The organism is Spirochaetota bacterium, assembly GCA_017999915.1.
GTDB lineage: Bacteria > Spirochaetota > UBA4802 > UBA4802 > UBA5550 > RBG-16-49-21.
This window is the reverse complement of record JAGNKX010000004.1, coordinates 217,566-239,894: the sequence shown is the minus strand read 5'-3', so window position 1 is coordinate 239,894 and position 22,329 is coordinate 217,566. Positions and strand designations below refer to the sequence as shown.

The window sequence follows — 22,329 nt, the reverse complement described above, 5'->3', positions numbered from 1 at the left end:
TCATATCTTAAACAGTTCCTCAATGATCTTGATTTTTTGCTTGATGTCCTCTTTGTCATGATAGCCATTAAGGTGCTGGGCCTTGTTTTGCTTGATCGCCATGATCGGGTTATGGAGAATCTTGGATATTATCTGCCTGGTAAGGTCATCGATATGCTGCATCTCCTCCTCCGAGAGGTGCTTCAGCTGACGCCTGCGATATTTAGTCACTTCCGCTTCACGGATCTTGTCGAAACTTTCCTGCATGTGAACGATCATGGGGACCATCTCAAGGCCTTCGTACCAGTCAATGAGATCGTTGGCGTCTGAATTGACGATTTCCATGGCTGCTTCCACTTCCTTAATCCTGTTTTTCAGGTTCTCATCGGCAATGACCTTTAAATCATCGATATTATAAATGGTCACATTGTGTATTGAGGCAACGTCCGGATCGACATTGCGCGGCACGGCGATATCGATGATGAACAGGTGTTGTCCGCCTCGCTTGCCGATAATAGATTCTATCAATTTATATGTAAGCAAATAGTCGTGACAGGTTACAGAAGTTATGATGATGTCAACCTGCTCGGCCGCGGAGGCAATATCGCCTAGGGAAATGATATGGGCCTTTTTATTGATGCGCTCAACGATTGTTTCGGCGTTATGAAATGAGCGGTTGGCGATGGTTATGTCCTTAATGTTGTTTTTTGTAAGATATTTCAGTATGAGCTCGCCCATTTCGCCTGCGCCTATGAGAAGGGCGTTGCGATTCGACAGATCGCCGTCGAATTTCTTGAGGGCAAGCTCCACCGCGATATAGGCGATGGAAAGGGGATTCTGGGAAATGCCGGTGCAGGTGCGTACCTTTTTGGCCGTGTTAAAGGATTGGTGAAACAGTCGGTTCAGCAGTATGCCGCTGTTTTTGTGCAGCACCGAATCGCGGTATGCCTGCTTGATCTGGCCCAGGATCTCGTTTTCGCCGATTACCATTGAATCAAGTGACGAGGCGACGGCCAGCAGATGCGTCACTACGTCTCGGGAATATTTTTTGTAAATGTACTGTTCGAAGTTTTCCTGGGAAAGACCGGTAAATTCTTCCAGGAGCGCCGTCAGTTTCTCGCTGGAGCGGTGGATCTCATGGGCCGAGTAATATATCTCGACCCGATTGCAGGTGGCAAGATAGACCATCTCGTCGATGCCGGCTTTCTTCGCCCGCTCATGGAAATTTTTGAGAGTCTCATTCTCAAAAGTGAACTTCTCGCGGATTTCCAGAGGGGCGGTCTTATGGCTCAGGCCCAGCATCAATATCTCGGATATTTCATCTCTTTTATTCATGTAATTTTCTATGGTAGAGTATCAGCTGTATTATATTAGTGTGCAATATCGCTCAGAATATGGCCGCAAGGCTTTCTTCAACGGCCATAGCGGTCTTTTTGAGATCGTCATCGCCATGGGCGGTGGATAGGAATCCCACCTCGTATCCGGATGGCGCGAGATATATTCCCCTGTTAAGCATTTCCTTATGAAAGCGCGCGAAGGCCTTCATGTCGCTTGCCTTGACCTGCGCGAGGGTCTCAATCTTTTTCTCCGATGTAAAATTGAATGCGAAAATCGATTCTATTCTGCTGAACAGAACCTTGCCGGCATATTTTTCCATTGAAGGCCTTAAGAGATCGTTAAACGTTTCGCTCTTGCGCTTCAAATCGTCATAGGCATTGATCTTTTCGAGTTTCTTCAGTGTCTGGATGCCGGCCGTCATGGCAAGGGGATTGCCAGACAGGGTCCCGGCCTGGTAAACGGGACCCAGGGGGGAAACATGGGCCATGATTTTCTTTGAAGACCCATAAGCGCCAACGGGAAGCCCGCCGCCAATTATTTTCCCCAGGGTCGTGATATCCGCCTTAACGCCGAAATATTCCTGGGCGCCTCCGGGCGCGAGGCGGAAGCCGGTGATTACCTCGTCGAATATCAGAAGGACTTTATAATGGTCGCATAGTTCCCGTATCTCCCGGAGGAAATTGCTCCGGGGCATTATAAGGCCGTAGTTGCACGGAACCGGCTCCAGGATAATGGCTGCGATGGCGCCCGATTCCGCCTCAAAGACCTTACTGACAGAATCAATGTCATTGAAGGGCACGACGATCGTGTCTTTGGCCGACCCGGCGGTGACGCCCGCAGAATCAGGACTTCCCAGCGTGGCCAGGCCCGATCCGGCGGCTACAAGCATCTGGTCCACGTGGCCGTGATAACATCCGTCAAACTTGACGATCTTTTCCTTTCCGGTATAGCCCCTGGCGAGCCGTATCGCGCTCATGACAGCTTCGGTGCCGGAGTTGACGAAACGGACCATGTCGATTGACTTAAAGCGCTTCGTGATGAGCTGCGCCAGCTGGACTTCGTATTTATTGGACGTGCCGAAGCTGGTGCCGCTTTTGGCAGTCTTCCGGATCGCGTTGATCACGGAAGGTTCGGCGTGACCGAGGATCAGGGGACCCCAGGACATGCAGTAGTCGATGAAGACATTATCGTCCTCGTCGGTCATGCGGCACCCTTCACCCTTTTTCATGAAGAGCGGTTCGCCGCCCACGGACTTGAAGGCACGCACCGGAGAATCCACGCCGCCGGGCAGTAAGCGCGCCGCCTTGTTCTGGAGCTTTTGAGATTTTTCAATGTTCATCGCTAAAACCAGCTGTTCTTGAATATGTCCCGCGTATGATAGGATATTATCATGTCCGCCCCGGCCCTGAATATCGAAGTCATGATCTCCCTGGTGAGGCGAACCTCGTCGCCGTAGCCGAGCCTGGCCATTGTCTTCACCATCGAGTACTCCCCGCTCACGTTATAGGCGCAGAGAGGCACATTGACCAGGCGGCGGGTGCGGTATATGACGTCAAGATAAGCAAGGGCCGGCTTCACCATGACGATATCCGCCCCTTCGGCGATGTCGAGAAGAACCTCCCTCTCGGCTTCGAGGCCGTTGCGGCAGTCCATCTGGTAGCTGCTCCGGTCGCCGAACTGGGGAGCGCTGCCTGCCGCTTCGCGGAAGGGACCGTAAAATGCCGATGAATACTTGGCCGAATAGGCCATGATGGGCATGTCGTCAAAGCCGCCCGCGTCAAGGGATGCACGTATGGCGCGGACCCGGCCGTCCATCATATCCGATGGCGCTATCATGTCGGATCCCGATTCGGCATGGGAAAGGGCGACCCGGGAGAGTATCTCCAGTGTCGAATCGTTCAAAATGTTGCCGCCGTCGACCATGCCACAGTGGCCATGGCTGGTGTACTCGCAGAGGCACACATCGGATATGACCATTATGCCAGGCAGATGCTTTTTTATCTCCCGGAGGGCCTTCTGGACGATGCCGTTGCGGTCATAGGCGCCGCTCCCCTCTTCGTCTTTTTTGTCAGGTATCCCGAAAAGAAGTATCTTCTCAATTCCTGTCTTGTGGTCGGATTCAATATCTTTGAGCAGGTTGTCTATGGAAACCCTGCTGATGCCTGGCATGGATGCTATGGGCTCCCTGATGTTCTTCCCTTCAAGGACAAAATGAGGCATAATGAGCTTGCGTCGGTCAACCACGGTTTCCGCGACAAGGTCCCTGATCAAATATGACGCCCTGTTTCTCCTGGGCCGCTGTTTTTCTGTCATTGGCGGTTCCTGTTAATAACGTGTGTACTATCCTATAATAAGAGTATATTTGGCAAGAAAATATTTGTTTGACCCGGGTCAATTCAGGGTAAACATCTTCATGGTACGGGGAATAATGCTTGATTTGTATCATTTGATTAATTTACTTGAACAATTATGTTATGAAAGGAGACGGAATAAGGCCATGGCGACAATTCGGATCGGGACGCGGGGAAGCAAGCTTGCCCTGGTGCAGAGCGACCATGTCCGCGACGTTCTGACGCGAAGCCATCCGGAGCATGATTTTGAGCTGGTGACGATCAAAACGACCGGTGACAAGATCCTTGACGCGCCACTGTCTAAAATCGGGGACAAGGGCCTTTTCACCAAGGAAATAGAAAAAGAGCTCATTGACGGCGCCATTGACCTTGCCGTCCATTCGATGAAGGATATGCCCACGGCGCTTCCGGAGGGACTCAGGATCGGCGCCGTTACAAAAAGGCTCGATCCCTGCGACGTGTTCATATCCAGGGACGGCAAAAAGCTCAGGGATCTCGGTGATTCCGACACCGTGGCAACCGGCAGTCTCCGGCGTAAGGCGCAGCTCCTTGCCTTCAACCCGGGTCTACACATAGTCGATATTCGCGGGAATGTTCAGTCGCGTCTTAAGAAGATGAGGGAAAATCCGGCCCTGTCCGGGATAATCCTTGCCCATGCGGGGCTGGCCAGGCTCAACATGACGGATATCATCAGCGAAACGATACCGGAAGACATGATAATATCGGCAGTTGGTCAAGCCGCCCTTGCCATAGAGATACGCAGCGGCGACCGCCGCGCCGAAGAGATAATCACCTCCCTCAATGATCCTGAAAGCGAGATGGCCATTGGCTGCGAAAGGGCTTTTCTATCCGCCCTGGGAGGCGGATGCCAGGTCCCCATAGCGGGCCTGGCGAGGCTGGCAGGAAATGAGCTTGTTCTCAGGGGCATGGTGGCTTCATTGGACGGAAGGGAAATCTACCAGGGGACCCTGTCGGGGTCGGCGTCGGATCATGATGAAATCGGCAGGTCCCTGGCGCGGAAGCTCCTTGATGAGGGCGCAAGAAAAATCCTTGAACAAATTTACGGCCGCCCGCTGTAATTCAACCAGGATGATAATCATCATAATATAAATAATGCAGCTACCCGCAGATGGAGTTGTTTATGAAGAGGAATGGAAAAGTATACCTTGTCGGCGCCGGACCATGGGATATCGGCCTCCTGACATTAAGGGCCAAGGAGCTTCTCGAGCAGTGCGACGTGCTGATATACGACAACCTGGTCAACGAGCGCGTCGTGCGCTCCTTCGCGAGTGAGCGGTGCGAAAAAATCTATGTCGGCAAGAGCGGCGCCTCCCATACCATGGAGCAGGATGATATAAACAGGCTCATCGTGGAGAAAGCCGGGGCCGATAACATGGTGGTGCGTCTCAAGGGTGGTGACCCCTATATTTTCGGCCGCGGCGGCGAGGAGGCGCTCTATTGCGTGGAACAGGGCGTCGATTTTGAGATCGTCAACGGAATATCTTCGGCCTACGCCGTTCCCAATTACGCGGGAATTCCTGTGACTAACAGGGGATACAGCGCTTCGGTGGCCTTCATCACGGGCCATGAGGATCCGACCAAGCTGGAAAGCGATATCCGGTGGGACAAGCTGGCTACGGGAGTCCAGACCCTTGTGTTCCTCATGGGTGTGAAGAATCTTCCTCTTATCATTGAAAAGCTCACTCAAAACGGACTGGACAGCACGACGCCTGCCGCGGTCATAGAGAACGGCTGCCAGCCGTCGCAAAGGTCCGTTTCCGGGACTCTTGAAAATATCGCTCTTCGCGTCAAAGAGGCCGGTATAAAACCGCCATCGATTATAATAGTGGGAAAGGTCGTATCCCTGAGGGAAAAGATAAACTGGTTCGAAAAGCGTCCCCTCTTCGGAAAGCGGATAGTCGTGACCAGGTCCCGGGAACAGGCGTCGGAGCTGACAGCGCGCCTCACGGAGCTTGGTGCCGGCGTAATCGAATTGCCGGTCATCAAAATCGTTCCCGTGGAGGAGCCCAATGACTTCGGTCACATATTCAAGAAGCTGGGCCAATATAACTGGATCATATTCACATCCGTCAACGGAGCGGATCATTTTTTCGCACGCCTATTCGCAGCCGGACTCGATTCGCGTTCACTGTCATCTGCAAAAATCTGCGCGATCGGACCTGCCACCGGTGAACGCCTCCATGACTTCGGTATAAAGGCTGACCTGGTGCCGCAGAAGTTCATCAGCACAGATATAATCCGTGAGCTCGCCGATCGCGGGGAAATCTCGGGAAAATCATTCCTCCTCCCCAGGGCAGACATCGCGCCGAAGGAGCTCGGTCAATCGCTTCTTGATAAAGGTGCGAAGCTTGTGGATGATATACCCGTCTACCGAACCATTGAAGAAGATCTTTCGGATATGCCGGCGCAAATTGAGCAGCTTCGGGGCCTCAATTTTGACCTGGTTACCTTTACCAGTTCGTCAACGGTACAGAATTTTGACAGGATAATGAAGAAAGCCGGAGCAGCCGTAACGAAAGCTATCAAGTGCGCGGCCATAGGACCCATCACAGCCGACAGGGCCAGGGAGCTCGGCTATTCAGTGGAGATATCAGCGGAAGTGCATACCATAGATGGATTGGTGGACGCTATACTGGCGTATTACAAATAGAGTGACACGTATTCTATAATCATAAATTCTTCGATTGTCGAGCGAAGCGGTGAGCTGAGCCTGTCGAACTTTTGAGACGAGCGAAGTCGAGGGATGGTTGCCGAGCGAAGTCGAGGCATCAGTAGACAATCAAATCATCCCTGTTGACCACTTCCCGGAAAACATTGTCGCCGAGGATCTTCTTGATTTCAGAGCTTTTCCTGCCCTTGATCTGGAGGAGTTCGGCGCTGCTGTAATTGACTATGCCTTTACCAACCCTTTTCCTGGCGCTCTCGGCGATTTCAACTACATCGCCCATGCTGAACTCTCCCGCTATCCCGGTGATCCCCGAGGCTAGGAGCGATTTCTTCCCGACCCTGATGGCCTTCACCGCGCCCTCGTCTATGATAAGGATCCCGGTGGTTTTTCTCAGGGCTAGCCATCTTTTTTTCCCCAGGAGAGGCTTGTCCTTGCCGATGAAGATGGTCCCGATCTTCTCTCCAGTCATTATGCGCGACAGGACATTTTTGGTCTTTGCATTGGCGATGATCATTTTTTCGCCGAAACGGATCATGATTTCAGCGGCACGGATTTTCGACATCATGCCGCCGGTGCCGAAATCCGATCCGGATCCGCCGGCGCGCTCGATTATCTGGTCGTTGATGGAAAAAATCTCCTCGACAGGCTCGGGATCCTCCATGTCCATGAAAAAGCCGTCCACATCAGACAGGAGGATGAGCAGATCGGCGTTAATCAGGCCAGCGACATGGGCGGAGAGCATGTCGTTGTCGCCGAACTTGATTTCTGTGACCGCCACGGAATCGTTCTCGTTCACGATGGGCACGATGCCGAGGTGAAGGAGCGTTTCAAGGGTGTGTCGGGCGTTGAGGAACCTGGTCCGGTGCTTGACGTCGTCCTCGGTAAGAAGGATCTGGCCGGCGTGAAGGCCCTGCCTGCTGAACCTGGCGCGGTATTCGTTCATCAGGATAGTCTGTCCCACGGCCGCAAAGGCCTGTTTTTCCGGGATAGTCAGGTTCTTGACGCTCCTCCCGAGGGACCCGGCTCCGGAAGTAATGGCGCCGGACGTGACGATCACGACCTGGAATCCGCGCCGGATCAGCTCGGAAACGTCAGTGACGATCGCCGATACCTTCTTGCCGGATATGATCCCGTTTTCTGTCACGGATGATGACCCGATCTTTACGACGATCCGCCTGACATGTTTTATCAGATTTTTACGTGGCACCGTTAAGCTCCATCAGCCTGTCCAGAACGGCCAGCAGCTCATCGATATGCTGTCCCGTGGCCGCCGAAATGGGAAGGACATGCTTGTCCTTCAGGTTTTTTTTCTGTTCTTCGACATGGTCATTATCGACCAGGTCGATCTTGTTAAGAAGAATGTAATACGGTTTTTCTGTCAATTCACTATTGTACGTATTGAGCTCGGACCTGAGAAGGTCCAGTGTGTATTTCAGGTCTTCTCCGGTGACATCGAGAATGAAGAGTATCGCCTTCATGCGCTCGATGTGCTGGAGGAATGAGAGACCCAGGCCATGGCCGCGATGGGCCCCCTCGATGATGCCGGGGATATCGGCGATCTTGTAAATCGATCCGTCTTCATTCTGAACGACGCCGAGATTAGGCACCAGCGTGGTGAAGGGATAATCTGCGATCTTCGGCTTCGCATTAGTAAGAGCGGCCAGAAGTGTCGACTTGCCCGCGTTGGGAAGGCCCACCAGGCCTATGTCCGCGATCAGCTTAAGGTTCAGGGTTACACGTTTTTCCTCGCCGGGCATTCCGGGTTGAGCGAAGCGCGGCGTCTGGTGAGTGGATGATTTGAAGAAAGCGTTCCCCTTCCCTCCTATCCCGCCGGGCAGAACGAGGAATCGCTCTCCCTCTTCCAGCAGGTCGGCAAGGATCTCCCCCGATTCATGATCGATGACCTGGGTCCCGGCAGGGACCTTGACGGTAAAATCCGCTCCGTCCTTGCCATGGCGATTATTTCCCATGCCGTGATGGCCGTTTTCCGCCTTGTAAAGACGGTCCTTGAAGAGGTGGGAGAGATTATGAAGCCGTATGTCGGCCTGGATGTAAATGTCACCGCCCTTCCCCCCGTCGCCTCCGTCCGGACCTCCCCAGGCAATGAATTTCTCCCTGTGAAAGGACACGGAACCGGGACCGCCGTTGCCGGCTTTGACCCGTATGTATGTCGTATCTGTGAATTTGGGCACCGGTTATATCCCCTGGAAGGTATTTTTACATGATCGCCTGGAAATTGTCGTAGTCATCGGGCTGAATCAGACCGATTGCAGAGTCCTCTTACAAACAACAAATCGCGTATCTTGATAATACGCGATTCATGTTCATAAAAGTTGATTTACCCGGTCTTACGCCGGCGGATAAACGGAAACTTTAGTTCTTTTCTTGTCGAGTCTTTCGAAGGTGACCACGCCGTCGATCAGGGCAAAAAGGGTAAAGTCCCTGCCGCAACCGACATTGGTGCCCGGATGTATCTTTGTGCCGCGCTGGCGAACTATGATGGTCCCGCCTTTAATGAGCTGGCCGCCGTAGCGCTTGACGCCGAGTCGTTTTGAATTGGAATCGCGGCCGTTCCGTGTCGAACCGCCTCCTTTTTTATGTGCCATGTCATGCTCCTCTGATATCGTTACTGAGTTTGTGCGACTGTCTGTATCGCTATTTCATCCGGGTATTTCTTGCGCATGTCAAGCATGCCTATTAAAAAAGACTCAAGAAGCACCCGTATTATCGTCTTCTGTTCGGCGTTCAGCGCCGACCCGTGGAACCAGAACTCCATCAAACCTTCATTGATGGTGTAATCAGGATTGATCCCGGCGATGATCGTTATCGATCTCAACAGCGTCAATGCCGAAAAGGAAATCGCCGCGCAGATCAGGTTATACCCCTTTGCCGCGCCCGCTTTCCTGTGCGGTTGACTCCTGGTCCCCTCCGGACTGAACAGCGCGTGACCTTCGATCCTGACTTTTATTATACCGCTGCCGTTTAAATCGCAGCGCAGTTCGTCATCATACTGGATATTATGATACGTGACCGTGATCAACGCTGTCGCTAACCGACCGTCAGTTCGCTGATTTTTATCTGCGAATAATTCTGGCGGTGGCCCAGGGTCCGCTCATGGCGCTTGCGCTTCTGGAATTTAATGCCTCTGACCTTTTCGCCCTTGATATCGCCAATGACTTTCGCGGTGATCTTAACGTTCTTTAAATACGGCTGCCCGATCATTACCTTGTCGTCGCCGGATACCATGAGAATTTTGTCTATGATCAGTTCGTCATTAGCGTTTTTTTCAAGTTTATCGACATTGAGAGTTGCGTCTTTTTCAACCTTGTACTGTTTCCCTGAGATTTCCACTATTGCATACATATAATTGTTATCCTTACATTGGTTCTATTTGAAAGTGGGCCCAGAAGGAATCGAACCTTCGACCCCCTGATTATGAGTCAGATGCTCTAACCGACTGAGCTATGGGCCCTGTTTAGAAGGTCAATAAATCTAACAAGTAAAATTATGTCAAGAAAATATTTGAAATCAGAGGGGCATCTTCGGCAAAACTAAGCATTACAGGAAGGATACGAGATTGTGGCCGTTGCGTTTTGACATGTACAGGGCCTTATCGGCCCGTTCGATGAGGGTGTTTTTTGTTTTGTCCAGGTCCGGGTCATACTGGGTCACACCGATGGAGATGGTGGCCCTGAGATCCTTGTTGTCGTACTCGACCTTGGATTTCTCTATATTCTGCCGTATGCGTTCGGCGACGACCAGCGCCTCGTGGATCTCGGTGCCGGGAAGGATCACTGAAAACTCCTCGCCGCCGTAGCGCGACGGGACATCGATCTGCCGAATGTTTTCGCGGATGATTTTCGCCACGTTGATGAGCACCATGTCGCCGGCCTGGTGACCGTAGGTGTCATTCAACACCTTGAAATGGTCGATATCGGCCATGATGATGGAGAGGGGCCTGCTGAGCCTGTTGGCGCGGTTTATCTCCTCGATGAGCATGGTGTGGAAATAATGATGGATCTTAAGCTTCGTCATCATGTCCGTGGTGGCCATCTCATAGAGAGAGGCGTTGTGAATGGCGATGCCCGCCAGGGACGCAATATCAAGGAGGTATTCTTTCTCAGTCTCGGTGAAATCCTTGCTGTTGATCCTGTCGCCGAGTATGATGATGCCGTTGAGAATGCCCTTGCACATTAGGGGGACAACCAGGTTGGGCTTGAGCAGCTTCAGGATGTCAAGCGACGGTTCGTTGGAAACGCCGTCTTCAAGCTCTTCCAGTGTGTAGCATCGGAAATTTTTCTCCATGAAGCGTATTGCTTCCGAATCGGGCTCGAGCTCATAGTCGATCGAATGATCCACCTCAAAGCCCTTGTAATTGCGGTGGAGGGCGAAATTCTCGTGGCCTATCCCTTTTTTCAGAAAGATGCCGGCCATGAGGAGCTGCATTTGACCCATGCAGGTGAGGAGTATGGAATCGATCAGTATGTTGTACTCAAGGGTCGAATTGAGTCCCTTGCTAATCTCAATGAGCTGCTTTAGATCGTAGATCTTGCGTTCATACTGTTCGATCTCCGTAGGAAAGTGGATGATAAAATCTGTATCGTCTGATGGTTTCATGAGTACAACCTTATTGAAAACGGGAGAAGGCTTCGGCAATTTCTATTCTGCCATCGTATATGGCCTTTCCCGTTATGCATCCCTTCAGGCCGGAGCCTTCGAATTCCGACAGGTTTACCAGGTCCTGCATCGAGGATATTCCCCCTGACGCGACGAGATCAATGTCGTTAATTTCATCCAGGATTTCCCGGATGGCCTTCAGGTTCGGGCCCGTGAGCATGCCGTCGGTGGCAATGTCGGTATAGATGACGTCCCGTATGCCGTGGTCCTTGAGCTTGCGAATAAGGTCAAGGGCGTACATGGACGAAACCTGTTTCCACCCGTGGGTGGCAACGATGGAGTTTTTCGCGTCAATGCCGGCGACCAGGACGTCGCGGAACCGGTCGATCAGGGTCAGGAATGATTCCTCCAGTATTATGGTGCCGACGATAATGCGCCGTATGCCGATGTCGGCATACATGCGGACGGCATCGGCAGTGCGTATGCCGCCTCCGATCTCGATCGGTATCGAGACAGTGGAGGCTATGGCCGAGACGATGTCGCGATTGACCGGTCTGCCCTCGAAGGCGCCGTCAAGGTCAACAACGTGGATAAGCCTGGCCCCTGCGTCTTCAAAGCGCTTAGCCATGTCGACGGGGCTCCGGGAGTATACGGTTTCCTTCTCGGGATCGCCCTGGAGGAGCCTGACACAATTGCCGTTCTTGATGTCAATGGCCGGGATGATCAGCATAGTCCGCTCACGAAGTTCTCGATGATTTTAAGCCCCACGGTGTGGCTCTTTTCCGGGTGGAACTGAGTCGCTATGATATTGCCCTTGCCCACGATGCACGGGAAGGGCTTGCCGTATTCAACCTCGCCGATCACCCAGCTCCGGTCGCTGACCTCCGGGTAATAGGAGTGTATAAAATAAAAATAGCTTCCTGTCGGAATGCCGGCAAAGGCAGGCGCTTCCCTGATCAGATCCACGGTGTTCCATCCCATGTGAGGCACTTTCAGGTCCTCTTCTCCGAACCTGACCACATCGCCGGGAATGATCCCCAGGCCCCTGTGGGAGCCGAACTCCTCGCTGCTTGAAAAAAGGAGCTGGAACCCGAGGCAGATGCCGAAGAAGTGCCCTCCCCTTTCAATGAATTCATGGATCGGTCCGATCCATCCGCGGGAAGTGAGGTTTTCCATGGCCATGCCGAAGGCTCCGTCGCCGGGCATTATCAGGGCGTCCGATTTTTCTATCGAGGAGGGATCGGCTGAAACCGCCACCCTGTCGGTGAACTTTTCAATAGCCTTCACCACGGACCTGAGGTTTCCCATCCCGTAATCAATGACCGTGATCATATGGTTCCTTTTGTCGACGGGACCTCGCCTTTCAGGCCCAGGTCCCTGCTTGCGGCCCTGTATAATGAAATGCCCAGGGCCTTGAATATCGTCTCATGGACATGGTGCTTGTTCTGGCCGTAATATACCATGACATGGAGGTTGATGCCGGCGTTCATAGCCAGGGCGCGCAGGAATTCATCGGTCAATTCCTCGCTGTAGGTCGCTATGGAGCCGTTCAGGAGCGGGCCGGTGTACTTGTAAAATGGCCTGCCGGAAAGATCGACCGCCACCAGGGTAAGAGCGTCATCCATTGGAATTGTTACATCGCCGAACCGGACTATGCCCGCCTTGTCGCCGAGGGCCTGCTTCAGGGCCTGGCCAAGGCAAATGCCGATATCCTCGACGGAATGGTGGTCGTCAATATCATTGTCTCCCTTGCAGGAAAGAGTGAGCCGGAACCTTCCGTGTTTCGACATCGATTCGAGCATGTGATCGAAAAAGGGGACGCCGCTGGCTATCTCTGATTTTTCAACGCTGTCCAAAATCAGTTCGAGGGCTATGTCAGTCTCTTTGGTTTTTCTTTTTACCGAGCCTTTCCTTTCCATCGCGGAACCGCCTCACAGTTTCCTGGCCAATTTGCACTAGAAGTAATCAAATCCAATGCTGAATAAAATAACATTTTCCTTGATTGTCTTATTATCAAAGGGCCAGGCAAAGTCAAGTTTTAAAATTAATAGGGGGCTCAGGGCCGCCCTGACGCCGAAGCCGAAATCGAGTTTCAGATCATCAAGGCGCCCCGTTTTTTTGTCAATCAATCTATATCCGCCGTTCCAGGCAGATCCGGCATCTATGAACATCGCTGCCCCGATATTTCCAAGCCCGCCGAGGCGGGGAATGCCGAAGGTGCGCCAGTCGGAAGGAGTGAACCGTAATTCGGCTGAACACATAAACATGTTACTTCCCGCTATGGAATTGAGACCATATCCCCTGAGGGAGGAAAAGCCGCCGAGATAGTACTGAAAATTGCCGCGATTCGGGCCGATCAGCATTGAGCCCGATCCGCGGAGGGCAAAGATGAATTTTCTACCGATGGGAACATACCCTGAAAGATCGATACCGATGCCGGTAAATGACCTGTTCCCGGTAAGATCGAAGGTGTGATCAGCCCTTATTTGACCCCGGAATCCTTTGATGGGAACCATGGAGGCATATTCCGTTGTGTCATACTGCGCTGCCATGAATAGTCTGCCAAAGGTCATTTTCAAGTTATGACGCGTCAGCGGGAAATGATGTTCCTTTTCATAACGGCCGGCGGAAGTACCCAGTCGCAGAGTAAATGACTTACCCAGGCCAAAGCCAAGCGACGCAATCCCCCCGTAATGCTCCATGCCTCGTATGCCCGATGAAATCGTTGAAGGATAATCCACCATGTCGTTGAGCGATTCTATTCTCAATGGATCGCCCCGCCTGAAGAAGCCGATATCGAGGAATAGCCCCCTGATGCTATAGGTATATGACAGGGAAGCATTGGCGTAATTGCTGCTCCGGTCTCGCAGGTAATTGGCGGAAACTACAAGCCTGTGGCGTCCGAGTATATCGGTGAAGACTCCCTGAAAAAAGAGAAGATAGCTGTTCTGCAGAGTTCCCGCCATCCCCAGTTGGAGCCATGGGGATTGCGTCACTGGTTTGTACTGATCAAAGGTAATTTCGGCAGGATTTATCCGGGGATCATGATATTCAGGCGGATAGGGACCTGACTTTTGAGCAGACAGGTACTGTATGGCTGAGCCGGCAAGGCCGTCAATAATCGGAAGATTTCCCTGTGCCGGGTGCAGGACCGTCCTATTTCCTGTCTTGATGTTGATCTGATTGATCCGGTAGTCGGGGTCGGCCGAATCGCCCCGGGTATTATAATTGCTCAAAAACAGAATGGTTCCTCCATCACGGGACAGGGACGGATAGCGGTCGCTGAAATCATCATCGGTGATCCGCGTTATATTCTTTGTGTGTAAATCCATCAAGTAGATGTCCTCGGAGGAGCCTGCCACGGCGGAAAAGACAATATTTCTGCCGTCAGGGGAAATATAAGGATGCCTGATCTGATCGAAGGGAAGCTGAATCATCTGTGCTGTTCGGCCGGTGACTGCATCCGGCACGATGATGCAAGGATGTCCACCGGCACTGCCTACCGCGGGAATGTCCTTCCCGTCCGATGATGAGGCCGGGATCATCCCGTCCCCAGGCCCGCGGGAAGAGTTGATACGGTTCAATCCAACTTCTTTTTTTAATTGTTTCTTTGATTCATGTCTGTGAAGTTCCAGGAGGAATCCGGCAAAGTCCCGATCGAGGTCCTCAACCGTCTTACCGGTAGCCCCATGCAGAGCTTCGGTGAAAAAGCCAAGGTCCCTGATGTCCCTGAGAAGCTCTCCCAATGTTTCCTTGTCGAAACGTTTTTCAATGAAATAGCAAAAAGCCTGGCCCATGGAGGCCCACTCATCGTCGCCGCCTCCTTGCATCAAGGAGTTATCGGAAAGGCCACGGTATCGGTTGCCGGCAATCATGCTGTGAATAGATCTGTACGCGGAACGGTCGAAGCCATTGGCGCAATACCGGGCAATTCCTTCAGACAGCCAGCAGGGTGTACGCATCGACGTGATTGCCGGCGCATAAAGGGGTGTTTCCCCGGCGATGGCGCGTTGAAAGACACGGGCTGTTTCAATGGTTATCGATCTGCGCAGATCGGCATAGGACCCATTAAAGGAAACATATCCGGCGGGAATATACTCGTTACATAATGATCCTTGAACTGCATCGGCTTGATTTTCTTTCTTGACACAATGGGAAAAATTACCGGCGGGGTACAGCACCAGTGGGATGATTCTTTTCATCTCATGGCCGAGAATGCCTGAAACACGGAGATAGCCGCTTTCGGCAAGCTCTCCCGCCTTAAGGGCCAGGTCTTCAAGGCCATCCGGATAGTACAGGTCAAAGTGACATGTTGCAAGGGTTTTCCATCGCCAGGCCTCCTTTTCAGGGACGGCGCGACGGGCTGTGACCGGGGGCCCGGGCATGGCGAGGAGCCCGAGCAGAAGAAGGATCGTTGCCGTGCGGACGCTCAAAGAACGGAGTCATCCTTGCCCAGGAAATATAGTGATTTTATTTCCTCCGTGGACACCCTCCCTTCGTTGATAATGGCAAGGGTCCCCTTGCTGATGTCGACAACGGAGGGAAGCGTGTGCTCCTTGCAGAACTCATCGATCACCAGGAGGCAATCGATCCTGCCTTCGAGGGTGTCTATAATCTCCTTTTTCCGGTACATCGGCTTTTTATCCGCATCGAGGAGGGCCGAGTAGAGGCAGGGCTTTCCCACGTGATCGATTATATCCTGCTGGTACTTGCTCCTGGGCATGCGTACGGGAATGGCCTTCCCTTTTGCAGAGATATCCTCGACATACACGATAAGCTCCCCGGGCCATATGCGATGAAGAAAATCAAATTCAAGCTTGTCGATGTTGCTGATTTCGTTGAGCATCTTGAATGACGAAACCATGCGAACGACATGTGAGTCGGAGTCGCCTGTTATGCGCTCCAGTATTTCCCTGTTGCGTTGGTCATCGAGGCACACAATGCCATAGATGGCGTCAACCGGCATCAGCACGGTCTTACCGCCTTTAATCATGTCGGCAAGGCTGCGTGTAATGGACGAGTCAATGGTGCCGTCTTTTTTGAGCTTCTTGATCGATATGGTTTCTGTTTTCATACGAATTCAGGTTCCCTTTTGACAGAAATACCTTTACGATGATTGGCCGGATGACCTTTTACCGTACAGAATGAGAGCAACGATAATTATTGAAGATAGTATGATCCAGGCAATTCTCATATACGGCAGAGGCACCGGGTATTCTACGGCTGATACATCTTCCTCGTATCCTGAACGGGATTTTGTTTCAATACCATGGAAGAATAGTATGGCGCCGCCATTTTTCACGAATCCCGAATCCGTCATGTCGGCTTCGGGATAGTCGCCGCCGCGGTACTTATTTAGAAGACGCTGGAGCCCGGCGTTCTCGGACTTCAGCGTCTCTATGGTCGCCGATATGCGGTCCTTTTCCTTGCTGAGCACGATCCTTTCAAGAAGACCGCTTTTGCTGAAAATAAAGAAATAAACCGATGCCAGCAAAAAAACGATGATAAAAATAATCCAGCGATACTGGTGACTAGCCAATGCTGTAGAATACTCCCTTACCGGAATAGTTGGCCATGACTCCCAGCTCCTCCTCGATGCGGATCAGCTGGTTATACTTGGCAAGACGGTCGGTCCTGGAGGCGGAGCCTGATTTGATCTGGCCGGTATTCATGGCCACGACCAGGTCGGCTATGGTCGAATCCTCTGTCTCACCGGAGCGATGGGATACGACTGCCGTGTACCCTGCGCATTTTGCCATTTCGATGGCCCTGATCGTTTCCGTAAGAGTGCCGATCTGGTTGACTTTAATGAGTATCGAGTTGGCTATACCCTTCTCGATCCCTTGCTTGAGTCGCTCGGTGTTGGTCACGAAGAGGTCGTCGCCGACGATCTGTATCGTGCTGCCGAGCTTATCGGTCATGAGTTTCCATCCGTCCCAGTCGTTTTCGGCCAGACCGTCCTCGATCGATATGATGGGATAGTTTTTCACGAGTTTTGCGTAAAAATCGACCATCTGTGCGCTGTCCCGCTCGCTCTTGTCGCTCTTGGAAAACACGTATTTCTTTTTATCCGTATCATAGAACTCGCTGGAAGCCGGGTCCAGCGCTATCATGATGTCGGTCCCGGCCTTGAAGCCGGCCTTCTCGATGGCAGTCATGATATGATCAAGGGGCTCGTCGTTGGATTTCAGCGACGGCGCGAATCCGCCCTCGTCGCCGACGCCGGTGGCATATCCCTTCGATTTGAGAACGGACTTAAGGGCATGGAACGTCTCGGCGCCCATGCGAATCGCTTCCCTGAAATTGGCCGCGCCCACCGGCATGACCATGAACTCTTGCAGATCTACATTTGAATCTGCATGGGATCCGCCATTGATGATGTTCATCATGGGGACAGGAAGCTCCGACGCGTTGACGCCCCCGATGTATTTATACAGGGGCAATCCCAGGGACTCCGCCGCGGCCCTGGCGCAGGCAAGGGAAACGCCGAGGATCGCATTGGCGCCCAGCCGGGACTTGGTGGGCGTGCCGTCCAGCTCGATCATGACGGTGTCGATCTCGATCTGGTTAATGGCGTCCATTTCCATAACGGCGCCGGATATGATATTGTTGACATTGTCAACGGCCTTCAGAACGCCTTTGCCGAGGTAGCGCTTTGTATCACCGTCCCTGAGCTCAACCGCTTCGTGCTCGCCGGTTGACGCCCCCGATGGTATGGCTGCCCTTCCGATAAAGCCAGATGAAAGCTCGACATCGACCTCGATGGTCGGGTTTCCTCGGGAATCGAGAATTTCCCTTGCATGGACATCGGTAATAATGGTCATGCTTCATCTCCTTATTGGGTTTCTAATCCCATGAACGACCCACTGAATGGCATAATTCGCACAAAAATAGATTAACTATATAATAAACTATTATATATAATATCAAGCACAATTTGGCCTATAAAATGTTGTATTGGCTGTGTTGCACCGCACAACCGGACTGATGCATATGGATGTTTGCTGGCGCCTATGGTTGCGACAGGATCGGAACGGATCATTTAAGGTTTTTAAGGAAGTCCCTGTAAACTTTGATTGTCTTCTCCGGTTCGTCGGCATATATCATGTGACCGCCGTTGAGAATTTCCAACCTGCTGTTCTTTATTCCTTTGTGGTAAGCTTCGCCGGTCGAAATATGAATGATCCTGTCATTGTTGCCCCATATGATCAGAACCGGAGCGGTTATCTTCAGCAGTCGATTTTCCATGATTGTAAAATCAGTCTTATATAAATCATCAAACATTTTTTTGTTAAAAGAGTACCTTTCCCGGGCCGTTTCCACAAAATAGTCGACAAAGGGCCTGGGAAACTGGGGAGGCTTGGCAAAGGCCCACCCCATCAACTGGTGGAATCCTTTTTCAGTCTTATAATACAGGCCCTCTGTTTTATCCTTCTCATAGGCCCGCATTGCATCGGTTTTAGCGGCTTGCCGCAACCCCGGGGAACCCATCACCATTATGCTTTTAACCTTATCCGGATAGACTGTGGCATAGTAAGCGGCGATGGTCCCACCCAGCGATTCACCGCAGAGATGGAATGACCGTAACCCGATCGTTTCGACAAAGCGGTCAAGCCTCTTAGCCTGGTCGGGGACACGGTAGGAATCTGATAGAACCCTGGAATTTTCTCCGAATCCGGGCAGGTCCGGTATAATGACGCGGTAGCTGTCCATGAACGGGGCAGGAAACGCCCCCCACCCTTCTTTGCTGTCACCAAAGCCGTGGAGGAATACTATGACATCGCCCGTGCCGCCTTCGAAATAGGCCCATTGATGGTCGTCCACCTTGATTTCATGGCGGGAAAGGCCGGCGGAAAGCCTGTTATAGATGAAAAAGGATTTAACGATAATGCCTGGAAAGAAATAATAGCTGGCTGCGCATCCGCCTAAAATAATCCCCACGACGCATATAATAATGATAAGTGCTTTTTTCATTTCATCCTCCCTGTATCATAAAATGAAATGCTGAGCGGGTGCCCGATAATGTACATAATGTACTTATTCCGGCATAATGTGGCAATAAATAACGTATATTAATCGCATTATTCAGGTTAGTGAGGATGGTGAGGATTCAGTAAGCAACGCATAATACATAATTGGAGGTATCGCAGGTAAGAGTCGCTTCACCGATGCCTGCGCCGCCGACCTGGCCTGATTTGGTAGATATGCTGTCCTGCCACCCGCCGCAGTCGATTCCGGAGTAACCGCCGTCGGGATTGCTTCCTGACCACCAGTAGGTCCCGGAAGGCATGCCAACGGATGTGTTTACGGGATTGTCCAGTGCCCCGTCCCAGAGACTTGCCCAAGTGCTGGATACCATTGTAAGGGTCAGTGCGGGAGAAATGCCGACCACGGGATACTGCCAGTAGTTGGTCGGGACTATGAACCTTAATTCATCGGAAAACGAGTAGCTTCGAAAGGCCTTGACCCTGGATGCGCCGATAAGTGAATGATAGATCAATCCGGCAGTGTAGCACTGGCTGTCCGAGTCGTTTCTTCCTTTGGAGTTACCAGATGACATCCCGCCTATGTACAGGTATATGGCGTTTTTCGGGGCAAGTCCCAGTAATGCCAGGTCATGCATATCATTCCGCTCGCAGGTCATGAACGGAACGGTTGTCATAAGCAAGAAAAGAATAATTGCTATTTTTCTCATAAAAACCGGATACCTCGGCGCTCTATGAGAATATTACCAGAGAGGCGGCGCCATGTCTATAAAATAATTATCGGACCGAATATTATTTGCGGTTTCCCCTATTTTCTCCTGGAGTCAAAGCGGCTCTTTTTTTCACAGCGGGATATGCAGGTATCCCGTGACGGCCCCGAAAGGGCCCCGCACCTGGTCTCGCAGGGGGACGGATCAGTGTTGGTTTCAGGTTCTTTCTTTTTCGGGGGATTGTATCGTTTATTATCGAGACAGAGCCTCCTGCACGTTACATTGTCTATGCCCTTATAAGGCTCGCACAGTTTTTCGCAGTCGCTTATCTTCTTCTTCACTTCATTATTTCCCACGGGGGCATTCCTTTTTTTTGTATTGATGCAGGTCTTGACGCACCGGTATCTGCTTTCGCCATCCAGCGTGGCGCAGCGGGCGTCGCATTCATTATAAGCGCTGGACCTGTCCGGATCCGGTTCGGCAGTCATGACGGCGACAGGAAATCCCGCCATCAGCAGTAGTGCCATCACCATGGGGAAACGTGGTTGTATCGCGAGATTACGTTCCATATTATTTTTTTACTCCGATAATCCTTTTTATGAAAATTTTGAATGTTTCGGGCGATAGGCGCGAACGCGTGTGACGGATGATTTCGAGTTTATCATGGTCATTGCGGATATCATACGATATTATATACTCCTTTATTCCGCTGCCGGCCCAGAGACTGCCATACCGGAGGTCGATAAGCTTCAAGCCAGCCTCGGTCTGTTCTATTGAATAAAAGTTCTTGGCAAGTGAAATGATCGTCTTGATGGCCGAATTTTTCAGCATATCACCGAGATATTCATGGTTCTTGGGATTAATGTCAAACGATATCGCGGCATCCCGGTCAAGAAGGGAATAGTACCCGGTAAAAAAACTGTCCCGGCCTTCGGCAATCCCGACCCATAGAAAATTTGAAAAGGGCATCGGTGTCGTCATGTACCTGGAATGTTCAATGGCCTGTTTTTTATAATTATCCTCAAAGACGGAATCGATATGCATTTTCACGAGGACGGTCGTCGCGAGATAGACCAGCGCCGTAACGGATCCGGCCGCGAAAAGGATTTTTTTAAGGCGTTCGTTCTTTTTAACCGCGAAAAGGGACACCGCGGCTACGATGATCGGAACGCTGAAGAAAGGATCGGCAATGGCGATGGAGCTGATGGCGGCGCGATAATCGCTGAAGGGCAGAAAAATCCGGGTGCCATAGGTGGTGAAGCAGTCAAGAACGATATGTGATAGGATCGCGCACAACACGATAAGAGTCCATGTCAGGAATCGCCCCTTTGCGTTTTTCGAGCCAGTACAGCGGCATATGGCATAGGCGACAATCGGCGACAGGAGAAGGGCAAAAACAACCGAATGGGTTATGCCCCGATGGAAGTCCAGTTTTGCCATGGGTTCCATGAAAAGGGTCGGTAGGAGGTCAAGGTCAGGCGAGGCGCCGGCCATTAACCCCGCGATAGGGGCGCGCAGGCCTTCCTTTTTCCCGCCTATGAAGCCGCCCATGGCCGCTCCCAGGGCGCTGTGTGTCAAAGGGTCCATGATTGACTCCTACCCTTTCTGCCATTTGAAGAGGAGCGATCCGGTGACCAGGAAGACCAGAGACATGGCCGCGAGAATGAGTATGTTGGATCGCACATCCTGGATCCCGGCGCCGTCGTTCATGATCTTCCTGGCGGCATCGATCATCTGGGTAAGGGGAAAAATCCTGGACGCCTTCTGCACCCACGGCTCCGATCCCTCGAGGGAAAACCAGACCTCGGACAGGAACATCATGGGCCAGGTTATCAGGTTGAGGATGCCGCCGGCGAATTCCTCGCTGCCGCTGCGGGAGGCCACGACCAGGGCCAGGGATATCATGCTGAAGCCGCCCAGGCAGACCACCAGGAGGAGCGTGAGATATGATCCGCGCACCTGGAACCCGTACATGAGCTTGCACCCGATGAACACGATGGCGGTGGTCAGCAGGATAAGAAACATGCGCGACATTATCTGCGACGTGAGGAACTCCCAGGGCCAGAGCGGAGTGACGCTCATCCTTTTCAATACGCCGTTTTTCCTGTAGGTGACCACCACATAGCCGACGCCGAAGAGAGCGCTGAACATCATGTTCATCCCCAGTATGCCCGGGAAAAGCCATTCTATGTAGGGGATCTCGATGCCGCGGACGGACTCCTTCTTCAAATCTGTTTTGGGGATGGTGGCGCTGGACTTGAGGAGATGTTCCGTGATATATCCTTTGGGCGAAGTCCTGCTTGTCCAGTAGGTCTTTCTTTCCTGGTCTATGAGAAGGTCGATCCGGTGATGGAGGAGCTTCGGCATGGCCAGCTCTTCGGAAGAAAAGGGGATAAAATCGATATATTTAACTTTTTTAAAGGCTTTTAGCTGCGTGTCGGAATCTGATTCGGCAACGGTGGGGGTGCCGATAATACCGACTTTATAGAGTATTTGACGGTCATCGCTGAAAAGAACGCTGAACCCGACGATGACCAGCACGGGGAACAGGATGTTCCACGCAAAGGCGGACCGGTCCCTCAGAAATTCGAGGTTTCGCGCTTTGAAAAGTGTCCATATTCGTTTAAACATCGCACAGCTCCTTCTACGGGACGGTCCCC

Annotated in this window: 23 protein-coding genes and 1 tRNA gene; 2 read left to right on the top strand and 22 right to left on the bottom strand. The window is 52.0% G+C overall.

The window, feature by feature from the left end:
• The 3 genes from KA369_08165 to hemB are packed head-to-tail and all read right to left on the bottom strand — an operon-like array spanning window position 1 to window position 3,630.
• Complete coding sequence (locus KA369_08165; protein ID MBP7735931.1) at window positions 1–1,314, bottom strand: glutamyl-tRNA reductase; 1,314 nt, start codon at window positions 1,312–1,314, stop codon at window positions 1–3.
• A 52-nt stretch (window positions 1,315–1,366) separates the two neighbouring features.
• The gene (hemL, locus tag KA369_08160; protein MBP7735930.1) at window positions 1,367–2,656 is read right to left on the bottom strand and encodes a glutamate-1-semialdehyde 2,1-aminomutase; all 1,290 of its coding nucleotides are present in this window, start codon (window positions 2,654–2,656) and stop codon (window positions 1,367–1,369) included.
• Window positions 2,657–2,658: 2 nt separating this feature from the next.
• The gene (hemB, locus tag KA369_08155; GenBank protein MBP7735929.1) at window positions 2,659–3,630 is read right to left on the bottom strand and encodes a porphobilinogen synthase; all 972 of its coding nucleotides are present in this window, start codon (window positions 3,628–3,630) and stop codon (window positions 2,659–2,661) included.
• Window positions 3,631–3,814: 184 nt separating this feature from the next.
• On the opposite strand from hemB, the gene hemC reads away from it, so the two are divergent.
• Together hemC and cobA are read left to right on the top strand one after the other, a co-directional pair.
• Window positions 3,815–4,747, top strand: coding sequence for a hydroxymethylbilane synthase (gene hemC, locus KA369_08150; GenBank protein ID MBP7735928.1), 933 nt, complete (start codon window positions 3,815–3,817; stop codon window positions 4,745–4,747).
• Window positions 4,748–4,809: 62 nt separating this feature from the next.
• Entirely contained in the window at window positions 4,810–6,339 is a 1,530-nt protein-coding gene (cobA, locus tag KA369_08145) for a uroporphyrinogen-III C-methyltransferase (protein MBP7735927.1), read from the top strand.
• Between the two features lie 118 nt (window positions 6,340–6,457).
• Here cobA and proB read toward each other — a convergent pair whose 3' ends face one another.
• The 19 genes from proB to KA369_08050 all read right to left on the bottom strand — a co-directional run bounded on the left by proB (window position 6,458) and on the right by KA369_08050 (window position 22,300).
• Window positions 6,458–7,564, bottom strand: coding sequence for a glutamate 5-kinase (gene proB, locus KA369_08140; GenBank protein MBP7735926.1), 1,107 nt, complete (start codon window positions 7,562–7,564; stop codon window positions 6,458–6,460).
• Window positions 7,554–8,549: a GTPase ObgE gene (obgE, locus tag KA369_08135; protein ID MBP7735925.1), complete on the bottom strand. Its 996-nt coding sequence runs from the start codon at window positions 8,547–8,549 to the stop codon at window positions 7,554–7,556. The genes proB and obgE overlap by 11 nt, the downstream gene beginning before the upstream one ends.
• 156 nt (window positions 8,550–8,705) lie before the next feature.
• Window positions 8,706–8,963, bottom strand: coding sequence for a 50S ribosomal protein L27 (gene rpmA / locus KA369_08130; protein MBP7735924.1), 258 nt, complete (start codon window positions 8,961–8,963; stop codon window positions 8,706–8,708).
• 20 nt (window positions 8,964–8,983) lie between these two features.
• Window positions 8,984–9,397 carry a ribosomal-processing cysteine protease Prp gene (locus KA369_08125; protein MBP7735923.1) on the bottom strand — a complete coding sequence of 138 codons (414 nt, stop codon included), beginning with the start codon at window positions 9,395–9,397 and terminating at the stop codon, window positions 8,984–8,986.
• Window positions 9,398–9,405: 8 nt separating this feature from the next.
• Window positions 9,406–9,720 (bottom strand): 50S ribosomal protein L21, encoded by a 315-nt coding sequence (rplU, locus tag KA369_08120; protein MBP7735922.1) that lies wholly within the window; start codon window positions 9,718–9,720, stop codon window positions 9,406–9,408.
• Between the two features lie 35 nt (window positions 9,721–9,755).
• Window positions 9,756–9,829 (bottom strand) — tRNA-Ile (locus tag KA369_08115).
• An 86-nt stretch (window positions 9,830–9,915) separates the two neighbouring features.
• Window positions 9,916–10,974, bottom strand: a complete 1,059-nt coding sequence (locus KA369_08110; GenBank protein ID MBP7735921.1) for a sensor domain-containing diguanylate cyclase — start codon at window positions 10,972–10,974, stop codon at window positions 9,916–9,918.
• A gap of 10 nt (window positions 10,975–10,984) precedes the next feature.
• Window positions 10,985–11,704: a 1-(5-phosphoribosyl)-5-[(5-phosphoribosylamino)methylideneamino]imidazole-4-carboxamide isomerase gene (gene hisA, locus KA369_08105; GenBank protein MBP7735920.1), complete on the bottom strand. Its 720-nt coding sequence runs from the start codon at window positions 11,702–11,704 to the stop codon at window positions 10,985–10,987.
• A complete protein-coding gene (hisH, locus tag KA369_08100) occupies window positions 11,698–12,306 on the bottom strand; it encodes an imidazole glycerol phosphate synthase subunit HisH (GenBank protein ID MBP7735919.1) in 609 nt (202 codons plus the stop codon). The genes hisA and hisH overlap by 7 nt, the downstream gene beginning before the upstream one ends.
• Window positions 12,303–12,893: an imidazoleglycerol-phosphate dehydratase HisB gene (gene hisB, locus KA369_08095; protein ID MBP7735918.1), complete on the bottom strand. Its 591-nt coding sequence runs from the start codon at window positions 12,891–12,893 to the stop codon at window positions 12,303–12,305. The genes hisH and hisB overlap by 4 nt, the downstream gene beginning before the upstream one ends.
• Before the next feature lie 36 nt (window positions 12,894–12,929).
• The gene (locus KA369_08090; protein ID MBP7735917.1) at window positions 12,930–15,407 is read right to left on the bottom strand and encodes a BamA/TamA family outer membrane protein; all 2,478 of its coding nucleotides are present in this window, start codon (window positions 15,405–15,407) and stop codon (window positions 12,930–12,932) included.
• Window positions 15,404–16,048: a Sua5/YciO/YrdC/YwlC family protein gene (locus KA369_08085; protein ID MBP7735916.1), complete on the bottom strand. Its 645-nt coding sequence runs from the start codon at window positions 16,046–16,048 to the stop codon at window positions 15,404–15,406. The genes KA369_08090 and KA369_08085 overlap by 4 nt, the downstream gene beginning before the upstream one ends.
• A 33-nt stretch (window positions 16,049–16,081) precedes the next feature.
• Window positions 16,082–16,513: a hypothetical protein gene (locus tag KA369_08080; GenBank protein MBP7735915.1), complete on the bottom strand. Its 432-nt coding sequence runs from the start codon at window positions 16,511–16,513 to the stop codon at window positions 16,082–16,084.
• The gene (eno, locus tag KA369_08075; protein MBP7735914.1) at window positions 16,506–17,798 is read right to left on the bottom strand and encodes a phosphopyruvate hydratase; all 1,293 of its coding nucleotides are present in this window, start codon (window positions 17,796–17,798) and stop codon (window positions 16,506–16,508) included. The genes KA369_08080 and eno overlap by 8 nt, the downstream gene beginning before the upstream one ends.
• A 214-nt stretch (window positions 17,799–18,012) precedes the next feature.
• Window positions 18,013–18,948, bottom strand: coding sequence for an alpha/beta hydrolase (locus KA369_08070; GenBank protein MBP7735913.1), 936 nt, complete (start codon window positions 18,946–18,948; stop codon window positions 18,013–18,015).
• A gap of 136 nt (window positions 18,949–19,084) precedes the next feature.
• Window positions 19,085–19,669: a hypothetical protein gene (locus KA369_08065; protein ID MBP7735912.1), complete on the bottom strand. Its 585-nt coding sequence runs from the start codon at window positions 19,667–19,669 to the stop codon at window positions 19,085–19,087.
• Window positions 19,670–19,767: 98 nt separating this feature from the next.
• Entirely contained in the window at window positions 19,768–20,238 is a 471-nt protein-coding gene (locus KA369_08060) for a hypothetical protein (protein MBP7735911.1), read from the bottom strand.
• Window position 20,239: 1 nt separating this feature from the next.
• Window positions 20,240–21,256, bottom strand: a complete 1,017-nt coding sequence (locus KA369_08055) for a metal-dependent hydrolase (protein MBP7735910.1) — start codon at window positions 21,254–21,256, stop codon at window positions 20,240–20,242.
• A 9-nt stretch (window positions 21,257–21,265) separates the two neighbouring features.
• Window positions 21,266–22,300, bottom strand: a complete 1,035-nt coding sequence (locus KA369_08050) for an ABC transporter permease (protein ID MBP7735909.1) — start codon at window positions 22,298–22,300, stop codon at window positions 21,266–21,268.
• Window positions 22,301–22,329: the final 29 nt, after the last annotated feature.

Coding starts and splice junctions, on each gene's coding strand:
- hemL (MBP7735930.1), bottom strand. CDS start 2,656: ATGAACATTGAAAAATCTCAAAAGCTCCAGAACAAGGCGGCGCGCTTA.
- hemB (MBP7735929.1), bottom strand. CDS start 3,630: ATGACAGAAAAACAGCGGCCCAGGAGAAACAGGGCGTCATATTTGATC.
- KA369_08070 (MBP7735913.1), bottom strand. CDS start 18,948: ATGAAAAAAGCACTTATCATTATTATATGCGTCGTGGGGATTATTTTA.
- hisH (MBP7735919.1), bottom strand. CDS start 12,306: ATGATCACGGTCATTGATTACGGGATGGGAAACCTCAGGTCCGTGGTG.
- hisB (MBP7735918.1), bottom strand. CDS start 12,893: ATGGAAAGGAAAGGCTCGGTAAAAAGAAAAACCAAAGAGACTGACATA.
- hisA (MBP7735920.1), bottom strand. CDS start 11,704: ATGCTGATCATCCCGGCCATTGACATCAAGAACGGCAATTGTGTCAGG.
- KA369_08055 (MBP7735910.1), bottom strand. CDS start 21,256: ATGGACCCTTTGACACACAGCGCCCTGGGAGCGGCCATGGGCGGCTTC.
- KA369_08065 (MBP7735912.1), bottom strand. CDS start 19,669: ATGAGAAAAATAGCAATTATTCTTTTCTTGCTTATGACAACCGTTCCG.
- eno (MBP7735914.1), bottom strand. CDS start 17,798: ATGACCATTATTACCGATGTCCATGCAAGGGAAATTCTCGATTCCCGA.
- rplU (MBP7735922.1), bottom strand. CDS start 9,720: ATGTATGCAATAGTGGAAATCTCAGGGAAACAGTACAAGGTTGAAAAA.
- KA369_08050 (MBP7735909.1), bottom strand. CDS start 22,300: ATGTTTAAACGAATATGGACACTTTTCAAAGCGCGAAACCTCGAATTT.
- hemC (MBP7735928.1), top strand. CDS start 3,815: ATGGCGACAATTCGGATCGGGACGCGGGGAAGCAAGCTTGCCCTGGTG.
- KA369_08060 (MBP7735911.1), bottom strand. CDS start 20,238: ATGGAACGTAATCTCGCGATACAACCACGTTTCCCCATGGTGATGGCA.
- rpmA (MBP7735924.1), bottom strand. CDS start 8,963: ATGGCACATAAAAAAGGAGGCGGTTCGACACGGAACGGCCGCGATTCC.
- KA369_08165 (MBP7735931.1), bottom strand. CDS start 1,314: ATGAATAAAAGAGATGAAATATCCGAGATATTGATGCTGGGCCTGAGC.
- KA369_08085 (MBP7735916.1), bottom strand. CDS start 16,048: ATGAAAACAGAAACCATATCGATCAAGAAGCTCAAAAAAGACGGCACC.
- cobA (MBP7735927.1), top strand. CDS start 4,810: ATGAAGAGGAATGGAAAAGTATACCTTGTCGGCGCCGGACCATGGGAT.
- KA369_08110 (MBP7735921.1), bottom strand. CDS start 10,974: ATGAAACCATCAGACGATACAGATTTTATCATCCACTTTCCTACGGAG.